This window comes from Vicinamibacterales bacterium, from assembly GCA_041659285.1.
Classification (GTDB): domain Bacteria; phylum Acidobacteriota; class Vicinamibacteria; order Vicinamibacterales; family UBA2999; genus 12-FULL-67-14b.
The window spans coordinates 119,339-132,589 of record JBAZYO010000009.1; the positions used below are offsets into that span (position 1 = coordinate 119,339).

The 13,251-nt window shown below is 68.0% G+C and carries 10 protein-coding genes; 6 read left to right on the forward strand and 4 right to left on the reverse strand.

What is annotated here, in order from left to right; all coding sequences use genetic code 11:
* Window positions 1-13: 13 nt before the first annotated feature.
* From WC815_15850 to WC815_15860, 3 genes are read right to left on the reverse strand one after another with little or no spacing between them, the layout of a single operon-like run.
* Complete coding sequence (locus tag WC815_15850) at window positions 14-610, reverse strand: hypothetical protein (protein MFA5910254.1); 597 nt, start codon at window positions 608-610, stop codon at window positions 14-16.
* Window positions 611-653: 43 nt separating this feature from the next.
* On the reverse strand, window positions 654-2,267 hold the full coding sequence (locus WC815_15855) for a formate--tetrahydrofolate ligase (GenBank protein ID MFA5910255.1): 1,614 nt from the start codon (window positions 2,265-2,267) through the stop codon (window positions 654-656).
* A 50-nt stretch (window positions 2,268-2,317) separates the two neighbouring features.
* Window positions 2,318-3,499 (reverse strand): glycosyltransferase, encoded by a 1,182-nt coding sequence (locus WC815_15860; GenBank protein MFA5910256.1) that lies wholly within the window; start codon window positions 3,497-3,499, stop codon window positions 2,318-2,320.
* 51 nt (window positions 3,500-3,550) lie between these two features.
* On the opposite strand from WC815_15860, the gene WC815_15865 reads away from it, so the two are divergent.
* From WC815_15865 to WC815_15875, 3 genes are all read left to right on the forward strand, one after another.
* Window positions 3,551-4,534: an MraY family glycosyltransferase gene (locus tag WC815_15865; GenBank protein MFA5910257.1), complete on the forward strand. Its 984-nt coding sequence runs from the start codon at window positions 3,551-3,553 to the stop codon at window positions 4,532-4,534.
* On the forward strand, window positions 4,531-5,682 hold the full coding sequence (locus tag WC815_15870; protein ID MFA5910258.1) for a glycosyltransferase: 1,152 nt from the start codon (window positions 4,531-4,533) through the stop codon (window positions 5,680-5,682). Before WC815_15865 ends, WC815_15870 begins: the two co-directional genes overlap by 4 nt.
* A 340-nt stretch (window positions 5,683-6,022) precedes the next feature.
* On the forward strand, window positions 6,023-6,988 hold the full coding sequence (locus WC815_15875; protein MFA5910259.1) for a hypothetical protein: 966 nt from the start codon (window positions 6,023-6,025) through the stop codon (window positions 6,986-6,988).
* A gap of 60 nt (window positions 6,989-7,048) precedes the next feature.
* Here WC815_15875 and WC815_15880 read toward each other — a convergent pair whose 3' ends face one another.
* Window positions 7,049-8,821, reverse strand: a complete 1,773-nt coding sequence (locus tag WC815_15880; GenBank protein MFA5910260.1) for an ABC transporter ATP-binding protein — start codon at window positions 8,819-8,821, stop codon at window positions 7,049-7,051.
* Between the two features lie 84 nt (window positions 8,822-8,905).
* Here WC815_15880 and WC815_15885 point away from each other — a divergent pair, with 84 nt between their 5' ends.
* Genes WC815_15885 through pntB form a run of 3 tightly spaced genes read left to right on the forward strand, consistent with a single transcriptional unit; the run spans window position 8,906 to window position 13,240 of the window.
* Complete coding sequence (locus WC815_15885; GenBank protein ID MFA5910261.1) at window positions 8,906-10,240, forward strand: MATE family efflux transporter; 1,335 nt, start codon at window positions 8,906-8,908, stop codon at window positions 10,238-10,240.
* 34 nt (window positions 10,241-10,274) lie between these two features.
* On the forward strand, window positions 10,275-11,834 hold the full coding sequence (locus tag WC815_15890; protein MFA5910262.1) for a Re/Si-specific NAD(P)(+) transhydrogenase subunit alpha: 1,560 nt from the start codon (window positions 10,275-10,277) through the stop codon (window positions 11,832-11,834).
* A 5-nt stretch (window positions 11,835-11,839) separates the two neighbouring features.
* Window positions 11,840-13,240, forward strand: coding sequence for a Re/Si-specific NAD(P)(+) transhydrogenase subunit beta (pntB, locus tag WC815_15895; protein ID MFA5910263.1), 1,401 nt, complete (start codon window positions 11,840-11,842; stop codon window positions 13,238-13,240).
* Window positions 13,241-13,251 lie beyond the last annotated feature (11 nt).

Genomic DNA, 13,251 nt, shown 5'->3' on the forward strand with positions numbered 1-13,251 from the left:
CGAGAGTGCGCCCCTACTCCGAGTAGACGACCGTGCGGACGCTGCGGTGCCGCCGGGCCAGTTCCGCCGGCAACGGCTTGCTCAGGTAGACCTTTGATTCGGCGCTGTCGGCCTCGTTCGGTTCGTGCTTGACGACGTTGAAGTGCAACTGCGCGAGCACGGCGCGCATGTCGTAGTAGCGGTTCTTGGTCTTGACGACGACCTCTTCAAAGCCCGCGGCCAGCGCCCACACCTCGGATTCCTCGGTGAGCGCGCGGAAGTGGCCCTGGCCGCGCCAGTCGCGGCGCGTGCCGCCGATCCACGAGTAGAGAATGCGGCGGCCGTCGAACCTGACCGGGCCGGTGAGCCGGTCGACGAGGTCGCGGAGCTTCGGCACCGACTCGGTGTTCCGGATCTCATGGACAATCTTGTAGGACACCGGCACCAGCGCGCCGGTCGGATCCTCGGGCAGCGGCGCCTCCGCCATCAGGATCAGCGATTCACGATCGCGCAGGCGTTCGATGATCTCGGCCGCCGTCTTCCGGCGCGGGAACTCGCCGAAGTACTCCTCGATGTACTGAATTTCCAACGCGCCTGGCTCGAGCGCGTACTGCTTGATCAGGTACTCCACGGGTCGGACGATTATACGAGATGCGTCAGGCGGCAGCGCAGGTTCAGTAGTCCATGCCGATGACGGCGCCGTGGTCATCCACGTCCAGTTTCTGGGCCTGGGGGACCTTGCCCAGGCCCGGCATCAGCATCATGCTGCCGGCGATGGCCACCACGAAACCGGCCCCGGCCGAGAGGGACACGTCGTTCACGCTGAGCGTCCATCCGGTCGGCGCGCCCATCTGCTTCGGATCGTCGGTGAACGAGTATTGGGTCTTGGCGATACACACCGGCAGCGCGCCGTAGCCCAGCGCCTCGAGCTTGGCAAGCCGCGACTTCGCCGCGGGCTTGAACGACACGCGGCCGGCGCCGTAGACCTTGGTCGCCACCGCCGTGATCTTCTCGACGAGGGTCTGCGCCGCCGAATACACCGGCTTGACCGCCGACGGATCGGACGACTCGGCGGCCGCCACGAGCTTCGCCGCCAGGGTCGTCATGCCGTCCCCGCCCTTGGTGTATCCCTCCGCCAGGGCGGCGTCGGCGCCGATCGAGCGGCAGTAGCTCATCACCAGTTCGAGGTCGGCGTCGGTGTCGCCGGGGAAGCGATTCAAGGCGACCACCGCGGGCACGCCCCATCGCCTGATGTTCTCGAGGTGGCGGGCCAGGTTCGGGAAGCCGGCGTCCACTGGACCATCAGGCGACCCGCCCTGCGTGCGCAGCGCCTTCAACGTAACGATCACCGCGGCAGCGGCGGGCACGTGCCCGCACATCGGCATCACGATGTCGAAGAACTTCTCGGCACCAAGGTCGGCGGCGAACCCCGTCTCGTTGACGACGTAGTCGGCCAGGTGCAGGCCGATGCGCTGCGCCAGCACGCTGCTGGTCCCATGCGCGATATTGGCGAACGGGCCGCAGTGGATGATGGCGGGAGCGCCCTCCGTGGTCTGCACGAGGTTGGGCAGCACGGCGTCGTTCAACAGCACCATCATCGGGCCCACCGCCTTGAGGTCCTCGGCGGTGATGGCCTTGCCGTCGTAGCTGAAACCGACCACGATGCGCGCCAGGCGGCGGCGCAGGTCGGCGCGGCCCTCCGACAGCGCGAGGATGGCCATGATCTCCGACGCCGCGGTGATCACGAAACCGGTCTCGCGCGCGGGACCGCTCTCGCGCCCGCCCAGGCCGGTGGCGATGCGACGCAGCGCGCGATCGTTCATGTCCATGCAGCGCGGCCAGAGGATCTCCTTGGCGTCGATCCGCAGGTCGTTGCCGAAGTGAAGGTGCGCGTCGAGCAGCGCCGCCAGCAGGTTGTGGGCCGTGGTGATGGCGTGGAAGTCGCCGGTGAAATGGAGGTTGATCTTGTCGAGGGGCTCGACCGACACCTTGCCGCCGCCCGTGGCGCCGCCCTTCATGCCGAACACCGGGCCGAGGGACGGTTCGCGCAGTGCCGCCACGGCGCTGTAGCCGAGCTTCACGAGGCCTTGGGTGATGCCGATGGTATTGACCGTCTTACCCTCGCCGCTCGTGGTCGGCGTGATCGCCGTGACCAGGATCAGCTTGCCCTTGCGGGTGGGAAAGCGGTCGAGCGCTTCCAGCCGGATCTTGGCAATGTAGCGGCCGTATGGTTCAAGGAGGTCCTCGGAGAGGCCGAGGCGCTTGGCAATGTCGGTAATGGGCAGCATAGGGACCCCTTCATCTTACTGGGTCATGGCTGGGCCAGGCGCGGGGCGCACTATTTGGAAAGCAGCGCCGGCAAGGCGACGGACGGCCACTCGGTGTCCCACCGCTCAGCGGCGTTCTCGAACAGCCACGCCTTTGACTTGCCGAGCGCTGACGCCGGATCGAGGGTCTTCGACGCCACGGCAAGGAACACATTGGCCAGGTCGCCGGGATCGCGAAACGTGACTCCCTCGTGCCCGTTGGTGAGCACCTCCGCCAACACCGGTGCGTAGTCGAACGCGGCCGCGGGCACGCCGGCGCCACGGAAGTCGGCAAGCTTCATCGGCAGGTCGAGTCCGGACGACGACTGGTGCAGGCACAGGCCGAGATCGGCCATGCCGATCAGGACGGGATAGTCGGCGGCTTCGAGCCAGAGCGTCCTCACGGCAATGGCCTTGAACGAGCGGCGCGCGGCCCGCGCTTCGAACGACTGGCGTAGCGCACCGCGGCCGGTGAGGATGACGGCAAGGTGAGGATGCGACGATTCGCTGGCCAGCTGGCGTTCGGCACGCTCGAGCGCCTCGAGCAACAAGTCGAAGTCTTCGTCCGGCGTCCAGCTCGTGGGGCAGACGATCAGCGGCAGCCGGTCGCCGCCGAGGGACATCTCTTGCGCGAGCCGGGTCCACAGCGCAACGGCGGCGGATGGCACGGTCGGCGCAAACGACGACGCCGGCCGATCGTAGAGGACCGTGGCGGTAATGCCGTAGTTGCCGCGCAGCCAGGCGGCGAGGGCCTTCGAGACGGCGAAGTGGCCGTCGGCGCGCCGGGCCCAGCGGCGTTCGCTGCGCGACAGCGCGGTCACGGCGCGGTGCGATTCCCCGAGGCGAATCGCCGCCACGGTGTGAGAGAGGTTGTGCCAGTCGATCACCAGGCGCGACCCGCGGAGCCGCGCCACCGCCCACGCCACGGCGAGGCTCGGCACCGCCGGCGGATTCTGGACGAGGATGACGTCGGCCTTCGGCAACCGCATCAGCATTGCAAACAGCCGGCGTGCCTGGCCCGCGGCGCGAGCCATCGAGCCCCACACGAATCGCCGGATGCCCCCCGTGGCGCGTCCCTGGAAGGCGCGATCCGGCAGGCGATGGCACGTCACGCGCGGATGAGTGGCGACGGCCGGTACTGGCGGGGCGCCTTCGAGCCCCACCAAATCGACGTCGTGCCCGGCTGCGGCCAGCGACGCGGCGTGGTACTGCATCCGCGGGCTGCGACCCAAATCTCCGAGTACGATAACGGCGGTTCGCATTTGATGGTGTACCTGCTGCTCGGCCTCAGTAGCGCGGCGCTTGCCCTGCTCTTGACCCCGCTGGTGTCGCGGGGGTCGATCCGGCTCGGACTGGTAGACGCCCCGGGAGGCCGGAAGGTTCATGCCCAATCGGTGCCGAGGCTGGGCGGCGTGGCGGTGGTGGCCGCCACAATCCTCGCGATGATACTCGTCCTGGCGTTCGCGCCCGGCAATTTGGACCCCGCGATTTGGCAGGCACTGATGCCCCTGGCGGCCGCGGGCGGCCTGATCTTCGGGATCGGACTCGTGGACGATGTCCGCGGCGTCGGACCCTGGCCGAAGCTGGCCGTGCAGATCCTGGCGGCGTTGATCGTGATGGCCTCGGGCCTGCTGATCCAGCGGGTGACGCTGCTCGGCATGTCATGGGATCTGGGATGGCTGGCATGGCCGGTGACGGCGGCGTGGATGGTCGGCCTGACCAACGCCTTCAACCTGATCGACGGCATCGACGGCCTGGCGGCGGGCATCGCGGTGCTGGCCGGCGCCACCTGCGGCGCGATCCTGATCGTGCGCGGCCATTCGGCCGAGGCCATGATGCTCGCGGCGCTGGTCGGAGCGGCGCTCGGCTTCCTGGTGTTCAACTTCCCGCCCGCCTCGATCTTTCTCGGCGACAGCGGCAGCCTCCTGTTCGGATTCATCCTGGCCGCGACCGCCATCGCCGGCTGGCAGAAGGGCGCCACCGCGCTCGCCACCGGCGTGCCGCTGTTGATCTTCGCGCTGCCGATTGCCGACATCGTCACCACCGTCTTCCGGCGGGCCATGGCGAAGCCGGCGAACGGCCGCCCCTCCGTCCCCACGGCAATCCGGCAGCTGTTCGAACCGGATCGCCAACACATCCACCATCGCCTGCTGGCGCTCGGCTGGTCGCCGCGGCGGACCGTGCTGATCCTGTATGCCGTCACCGCCGCCCTTTCGTTGCTTGCGCTGTCAACGGCGCAAACGCCATGAAGCGCGTCCTGCTGGTGCAGCCGTCGCTGCAGCCGCCGGGCGGCAGCAGTGGCGTGGCGTCATGGGTGCTGCAGGCGCTGGTGCCCGAGCACCGCGTCACGGTACTGTCGTGGCAGCCCGTGGACGTCGGGCCGATCAACCGGTTCTACGACACCCGGCTGCAGCGCAGCGACTTCGACACCATCGTCGTGCCGCGGCACTGGACCGTGACACCGGACCTGCTGCCGACGCCGGCCACGCTCGTGAAGCTGGCGTTGCTCATGCGCTACACGCGCAAGGTGAGCGCGGGCTTCGACGTCATCTTCGGCGTCCACAACGAGACCGACTACGGCCGGCGCGGCATCCAGTACATCCACTACCCTTCGTACCTGCGGCCGCGGCCGCAGGTGGATCTCCGCTGGTACCACCAGCCGAGAGCAGCACTGCGCGCCTATTACTCGCTGACCGATCGGATCGCCGGCTTCTCGATCGACCGCCTGAAGGCCAACCTGACGCTGGTCAACTCGAACTGGACGGGCGAGCACGTCCGCGGGTTCCTCGGCGGGGACCCACGCACGCTCTACCCTCCCGTCGCGGATCCGGGGGCCGGCCTGCCGTGGAGCGAGCGGGCGCCAGACTTCCTGGCCATCGGCCGCATCTCGCCCGAAAAGGACTACGAGCGCATCATGCGAATCCTGTCGCGGGTGCGCGCGCGCGTCCCCGACCTGCGGCTCACGATTGTCGGCACGTGGGACCGGCACACCGCGCGGTACGCCAGGGGCTTGCAGGCGCTGGCGGAGTCGATCGGCAGCTGGATCCAGTTTCGGCAGAATGTGAGCCGCGATGAGATTCGCGGCTTGATGGGCTCCCACCGGTACGGCCTTCATGGCATGCGCGAAGAGCACTTCGGCATGGCGCCCGCGGAACTGGCGCGCGCCGGCGTCATCGTGTGGGTGCCGAAGGGTGGCGGCCAGATGGAGATCGTCGGCAACGAGCCGTCGCTGATGTACGACTCAGACGATGAGGCCGTCGCCAAGATCACCGCGGTGCTGGCCGACCCCGCCGAACAGGACCGCCTGCGCCGGCTGCTCGCCGCCCGCGCCGAGATGTTCTCGACGGACCGCTTCATTCGCGAAGTCCGCGACATCGTGGACAGCTTCAGGGAATAGCGCGCCCACGCCATCCCCGGCGCGGGTGGGCTTCGCCTCAAACTCGACTCATGGACGCTTGCCATGATAGATTTCGCGCCGAACTGCCGCCTCTATGCATTAGGGCGTACTGGCCGGTAGTGGGATCCCCCGAATGCTCCACCGACTGAATCGGCGTGTCTCCGGCCAGCGAGACTTGTGGCTCAGCGTGGCGATTGTGGTCCTGGTCTCCGGCTTCCTGTTGAGATCCGCGAGCACGACGACTTACGCACAGGCCAACAACACGCCGTCTGCTCCCACGAACGAAACATCCACGAACGGGACATCGTCGGGACCCAAGCCCGGGAACGGGACGCCAACGATGACGCTGACCCCGCGCGTCGATTGCGTGGTCCCGGATGTCCAGATGCCGGGCTTCTTCATCGCGTCGTTTGGCTACGAACGCGCCGTGAACCAGTCGCCAGTGGTGGCGAGCAACCCGTATGGTCCCGGCAACAGCGTCGAGTACTTTTCGGGGAACGGCTCCGGAATCCTGCCGGCCACTATTGGCGTTCCGGTGGAGTTCACCAACGGGCTGCACCAGTTCCAGTTCTCGGTCCGATTCCAGGCGGGCGACGCCGTCCAGTGGCTGCTGGCGGATTCCTACTACGGCGGGACCAAGCTCGCGGTGGCTGATCAAGACACCGTGACGGCATGCGCGGTGGCTGGTCCCGCGGGTCCCCAGGGTCCTGAAGGTCCCACCGGCCCTCCGGGCATTCAAGGTGAACCGGGCGCGCCCGGCAACGAGGGTCTAATCGGGCTGACTGGCAAACCAGGTATCCCCGGCAACATCGGCCCGGCGGGCATCGCGGGAGAACCGGGTCCTCCCGGCAAGGACGGTCCGATCGGTCCGGTTGGCCCACAAGGAATACCAGGCAACATCGGCCCTGTGGGCCCGATCGGTGCAGCCGGTCCGGTTGGCGCCACGGGCGCGACCGGTCTCGGCATGTCGTTCGTCTCGCAAACGATTACTGAGAGTGGTCCGCTGACGCTCGGCCCCGGCAACGCGAGCATGATCTACCTGGTCCGCCAGTCCAACTCGCGGTCCAACCGGAACAACCGAATCGTCGTGACACTGCCGCCGGCCGCCGACGGCATCAACCGCACGCTGACCATTCGGCGGATGGATTCACGCGGCCAGGTGCACGTGGTGCCGGGCAATGGCGAATCGCTGGAGGGCCGCGGCCGCGAGCGTTCGCAAGACGCGATTGCGCTCGAGGGCCGCAGTGACTACGTCACGCTGGTCAGCGACGGTACCGCGTGGTACGTGTTCGCCGACGGCAAGTAACGCGCTCGATCACAAGCGAGAAGGGGTCGCCACCTGGCGGCCCCTTTTCTTTTTGGATCGTCAGGTGAGCCGCCGGAAGCCCGGATCGCTCAGGAGCGCGTCGTAGGTCCCCACCCCGGCCACCCGGCCGTCCTGCAGGTAAATCAACTGATCGCAACTCTTCACCGTGGACAACCGGTGGGCGATGGCGATCACGGTGCGCGTCCCGTGAACCGCGGCGATGGCTTCGGTCACCTCGCGCTCGGTCTGGTTGTCGAGCGCCGCCGTCGCTTCGTCGAAGAACAGCACCGGCGGGTCGTGGTACAGCGCCCGGGCGATGGCGACACGTTGCCGCTGGCCACCCGACAGGCGAATGCCGCCCTCGCCCACCACCGTCTCCAGCTTCCCGGGGAGGGCGGCCACCACTTCGTCGAGGCGGGCGAGCGCGATCGCCGCCGCCAGCCGGTCTTCGTCGATCGCGCCGTCGGGAATGCCGAACGCGATATTGCGCCGCAGCGAGTCGTCCAGCAGGTAGACGTCCTGTGAGACGTAACCAATCTGCCGCTGCCACGTGCGCTCGAGGCCTTCCAGCGGGATACCGTCAATCAGGACGCGGCCGGAGGTCGGCGTCAGCAAGCCGAGCAGCACGTCCACCAGCGTGGTCTTGCCCGCACCCGTCGGGCCGACAATGCCGACAGATTGCCCGCGGCGAATGGTCAGCGAGACATGGTCGAGGGCGAGGGGCGCGCCGTCTTCATACCGGAACGACACCTCGTCACAGACGAGCGCCTCGTGCAGCAGGGCCGGCTCGGGCGAGAACGGCCGCGCGACCGGGGCGCGAAGCGCCCGCATGTCGTCGTCCATGGTCTTCACCCACGGATGTGCCTCGCGCAGGTAGCCGACGTTCATCATGATGCGGTTGGCCGACGGGATGACCCTGAACCCGGTGTAGGCGAACAGCGCGAGCACCGACACGGTGCTGCCGCCCGAGGCGCTCTCGCGCATCACGAGGAACACGACCAGCAGCATGCTCAGCACCAGCGTGGTTTCGACGCCGTGCCGCGCGGCGCTGGCCGACCACGACCGGCGCTGCTTGGTCCGCGACAAGGCGCGCTTGACGTGGCGGAACTGTTCCTCGAAGAACGGCTGGCGGCCCGACACCTTGACGTCCTTGATCGCGCCCAGGCTTTGCTGCAGCACGTGGAGTTGCTCCTGCAGCAAGGCGCGTTCGGTCTCGCCGATGCGCTCCCAGCTCCGGCGGGTCAGGACGATCGGCCCGACGACGACAGCCAGGACGATGATGACGGCAATCAACGTAATGGGCGGCGCCGACGCCACCAGCACCATGGCCAGCGCGGCAATGGTGACCACTTCGGCCAGGATGTTGACGGCCGATCCCGCCACCAGTTCGAACGCGACGTCGGAGGCGCGCGTCATCGGCTGGATCACCGAGGCCGACCGGCGCCTGACGTGGAACAGGTAATCGGCGGCGAGATAGCGCGCCAGCAGCCGCTCGGCCGCGGCGGCGGACGAGTTGAAGACCACGCCTTGCCGGACCCAGTCCACCCACGACAGGAACAGGGCGCGCACCAGGTAGAACACGCCGACGCCCAGCGCCAGTGCGGCGACGACCGCCCGCGGATCGTCGGTGGGCCAGGCGCGCCAGACCTGCGAGACCACCGGCGCGGTGCGCACCTGTTCGGGCTCGACGACCAGGCGGAGGAGTCCAAAGGTGGCGAGCGCGCCCGCGGCTTCGATCAGGGCACTCAGGCTGACCAGCGGCACCAGCGCCAGCCACGGCCAACGCTCGCGCGGCGTCAGCCAGCGCAGCACCGTGCGGACGTCGTGAATCACGAGGCCACCTGGGTCACGGGCGCGTGCGCGGCCGCTCCGATCGAAGGCGTCTTGGCAAGTATCGGCCAGTATAATCGCTGCGGAATGCAGGATCTCACGACAGGCTCGCTCACCGGCCACCTCCTCAAGACCACCAGCTTCATGCTCGTCAGCATGGTCTTCCAGGCTCTCTACGTGCTGGTGGACTTGTTCTGGGTCGGGCGCCTCGGCACCGACGCGGTGGCCGCCGTCGGCATCAGCGCCAACCTGTCGTTCCTGGTACTGGCCGTCTCGCAGATGCTCGGGGTCGGGACCACGACCATGGTGTCGCATTCGGCCGGGCGCAAGGAACACGACCGGGCCATCTTCCTGTTCAACCAGTCGCAGGTGCTCTCGATGGTGGCGGGCGTGCTGTTCCTGGCGCTGGCGATGTTGTCTCGCACGGCCTACGCCGCCGCGCTCAGCGCCGACGCCAGCATGCAGGCCCAAGCCGAAGAGTACCTGTTGTGGTTCATTCCGGCGATGGCGCTGCAGTTCGCAATGGTCGCGATGGGCGCGGCGTTGCGCGGCACCGGCAACTTCAAGCCCGGCATGATCGTGCAGACCGGCACCGTGGTGTTGAACATCGTGCTGGCGCCGGTGCTGATCTTCGGGTGGGGCCCGTTCGATCCCCACGGCGTCAGCGGCGCCGCACTCGCCACGTTCATCGCGATTGCGATCGGCGTGGTGTGGATCTCGTATTACTTCATGGACCGTGACGCCTACCTGCGGTTCCGCCTCGCCGACTGGCGGCCGAAGTTCCAGGTGTGGGGGCAGATGCTGAAGATCGGCCTGCCGGCGGGTGCCGAGTTCGCGTTGATGGGCCTTTACATGGTCGTCGTCTACGCCATCAGCCGTCCGTTCGGGGCGGCGGCGCAGGCGGGGTTCGGCGTCGGCTTCCGCATCGTGCAGTCGGCGTTCCTGCCGGTCGTGGCGTTGGGGTTTGCGGTGGCGCCGGTGGCCGGCCAGAATTTTGGCGCCGGTAAGGGTCAGCGCGTGCGCGAGGTGTTCAAGACCGCCGCCTCGATCGCCGCGGCCGGGATGCTGGTGCTGGCGGTGGGCATCTACCTGGGGGCGGCGCCGTTGATTGGGCTGTTCAGTGCCGACGCCGAGGTCATCCACGTCGGCGTGGACTACCTGCACGTGGTCACCATCAACTTCGTGGCCTCGGGCATCACCTTCGTCTCGGCGAGCATGTTCCAGGGGATGGGCAACACGGTGCCGTCGCTCGTGACCTCGTTCCTGCGCATCGTCATCAGCATCGTGCCGGCCATCATCCTGTCGCGCCGGCCCGACTTCGCCCTGACCTGGATCTGGTGGCTGACCGTCCTCTCGACCGCCCTCCAGATGGCGCTGAACCTGACCCTGCTGCAGAGGGAATTCCGGCTGAAGTTGGCGTGAGACGGGGCCGGACCCCTATATAATCGCCGGGTACATGAAGCTCGCCGTCCCGAAAGAATGCCGCCCCGGTGAACGCCGGGTCGCGGTCACCCCTGAAAACGTCGCGCGCCTGATCAAGCTGGGCTTTTCGGTGGCCGTCGAACACGACGCCGGCGCCGCAGCCTCGTTCGGCGACGACGATTACGCCGCCGCTGGCGCGGAGGTCATCACCGGCACCCGCGACATCTGGCTGGCGGGCGACATCGTCCTCAAGGTGCAGCCGCCGGCACCGCACCCGGAGCTCGGCGTGCACGAGGCGGAGCTGATCCGCGAGGGCGGCACGCTGATCAGCTTCCTGTATCCCGGGAAGAACAAGGACATCATCGACCGGCTGGCGGCGCGCAAGGCCACCGCGATTGCCGTGGACCAGATCCCGCGCATCACGCGCGCGCAAAAGATGGACGCCCTGTCGTCGATGGCCAACATCGCCGGGTACCGCTCGGTGATCGAGGCGGCGAGCTTCTACGGGCGCTTCTTCACGGGCCAGATGACGGCGGCGGGCCGGGTGCCGCCGGCGAAGGTCCTGGTGATTGGCGCGGGCGTCGCCGGGCTGGCGGCGATTGGCGCGGCGCGCGGCATGGGCGCCATCGTGCGCGCGTTCGACACGCGCCCCACGGTGAAAGAGCAAATCAAGAGCATGGGCGCCGAGTTCATCGAGCTCAAGTTCGTCGAAGACGGCGAGGGCGCGGGCGGCTATGCCAAGGAGATGAGCCCGGCCTTCATCAAGGCCGAAATGGAGATGTTCCTCGCGCAGGCGAAGGAAGTCGACATCATCATCACCACCGCGCTGATTCCGAACCGGCCGGCGCCGGTCCTCATCACCGAGGACATGGTGAAGGCCATGAAGAAGGGGTCGGTGATTGTCGACCTGGCCGCGGAGAACGGCGGCAACTGCGCGCTGACCGAACCCGGGAAGGTGGTGGAACGCTACGGCGTCCACATCCTCGGCTACACCGACCTGCCCAGCCGCCTGGCGCCGACGGCCAGCTTGCTGTTCGGCAACAACCTGACGCACCTGCTCGCCGACCTTGGCGGCGCCAGCCACTTCCGCCTCGACCTGGCGGATGAAGTGGTGCGCGGCGCGCTGGTGTTGCGCGAGGGCGAATTGCTGTGGCCGCCGCCGCCGCGACCGCCGGTCGTGCTGCCGCCGGAGCCGAAGGTGGTGGCGCCGAAGACGGCCGCCGCGCCGGGCGCGAAGGCGCCGGCTGGCGGCGGAGTTGCCGGTCCGATCTTCGCGCTGATTGCGGCCGCCGCCCTGGTCGGCCTGGGGATGGTGGCGCCGCCGGCATTCCTGTCACACCTCACGGTATTCGCGCTGGCGGTGGTGGTTGGCTGGCAGGTGGTGTGGAACGTCACGCCGGCACTGCACACGCCGCTCATGAGCGTGACCAACGCCATCAGCGGCATCATCGTGGTGGGCGGCATGCTGCAGTTGAGCGGGCCGATCTCGTCACCGGTGGTGCTGGTCGGCGCCGCCGCAATCCTGCTCGCCACCATCAATATCGTGGGCGGCTTCATGGTGACGCAGCGGATGCTGCGGATGTTCCGCCGATGATTACCTTGCCTGAGACACTCGTCACCATCGCCTATCTCGCCGCCGGCGTCCTCTTCATCCTCAGCCTCGGCGGGCTCTCCGCGCAGGAATCGGCGCGGCGCGGCAACCTGTTCGGCATGATCGGCATGGCGATGGCCGTCGGCGTCACCGCCTTCGGCCCGCACGGCAGCAATTACGGCGTGCTGATTGGCGCGCTGGTGGTCGGCGGCGGCATCGGCGCGACGCTGGCGGCGCGCGTCGAGATGACCTCGATGCCGCAGTTGGTGGCCATGCTCCACAGCTTCGTGGGCCTGGCCGCCGTGCTGGTCGGCTTTGGCGGCACGCTCGACCCCACCAACACGCTCACCGGCGTCGAGGCCACGATCCACTCCGTGGAAACGTTCATCGGCGTGTTTGTCGGCGCGGTGACGTTCACCGGCTCGATCATCGCGTTCGGCAAGCTCCAGGGGCTGATCGGCAGCAGGCCGCTGCTGCTGCCGGCGCGGCACCTGCTCAACCTCGTGGCGCTGCTCGCGTGCGTGTTCCTCGGCTTCCAGTTCGTGAGCGCGGCGCACGGCTCGGCGCTGCAGCCGCTGATCATCGCGACGGTGATCGCGTCGCTGCTCGGCATCCACTTGGTGTGGGCGATTGGCGGCGCCGACATGCCGGTCGTGGTGTCGATGCTCAACAGCTATTCGGGTTGGGCGGCGGCCGCCGCCGGCTTCATGCTCGAGAACGACCTGCTGATCATCACCGGCGCGCTGGTCGGCTCGAGCGGCGCGATCCTGAGCTACATCATGTGCCACGCCATGAACCGGTCGTTCGTGAGCGTGATCCTTGGCGGATTCGGCGCCGAGGAAGGCAAGGCCCCCGCGGCCGGCGCGCAGCCCGCGGGCGAGGTGAAAAGCATCACGGCGGAAGAGACCGCCGAACTGCTGAAAGAAGCCAAGAGCGTGGTCGTGGTGCCCGGCTACGGCATGGCGGTGGCGCAGGCGCAGCACCCGATGTACGAGGTCACCAAGATCCTCCGCGACCGCGGCACCAACGTGCGGTTTGCCATCCACCCGGTGGCCGGCCGTCTGCCCGGCCACATGAACGTGCTGCTGGCGGAAGCCAAGGTCCCGTACGACATCGTGCTCGAGATGGAGGAGATCAACCAGGACTTCCCCAGCACGGACGTCGTGATCGTGATCGGCGCCAACGACATCGTCAACCCGGGCGCCCTCGACGATCCGTCCAGCCCGATCTACGGCATGCCGATTCTCGAGGTGTGGAAGGCCAAGACCTGCATCGTGATGAAACGCGGCATGGCCAGCGGCTACGCCGGCGTGGATAACCCGCTCTTCTACAAGGACAACACGCAGATGTTGTTCGGCGACGCCAAGAAGATGATCGACGCGGTGCTCACCGCGCTGAAGGCGTCGTAAGCAGTGTAACG

Coding starts and splice junctions, on each gene's coding strand:
- WC815_15870 (MFA5910258.1), top strand. CDS start 4,531: ATGAAGCGCGTCCTGCTGGTGCAGCCGTCGCTGCAGCCGCCGGGCGGC.
- WC815_15855 (MFA5910255.1), bottom strand. CDS start 2,267: ATGCTGCCCATTACCGACATTGCCAAGCGCCTCGGCCTCTCCGAGGAC.
- WC815_15865 (MFA5910257.1), top strand. CDS start 3,551: ATGGTGTACCTGCTGCTCGGCCTCAGTAGCGCGGCGCTTGCCCTGCTC.
- WC815_15885 (MFA5910261.1), top strand. CDS start 8,906: ATGCAGGATCTCACGACAGGCTCGCTCACCGGCCACCTCCTCAAGACC.
- WC815_15860 (MFA5910256.1), bottom strand. CDS start 3,499: ATGCAGTACCACGCCGCGTCGCTGGCCGCAGCCGGGCACGACGTCGAT.
- WC815_15890 (MFA5910262.1), top strand. CDS start 10,275: ATGAAGCTCGCCGTCCCGAAAGAATGCCGCCCCGGTGAACGCCGGGTC.
- WC815_15875 (MFA5910259.1), top strand. CDS start 6,023: ATGACGCTGACCCCGCGCGTCGATTGCGTGGTCCCGGATGTCCAGATG.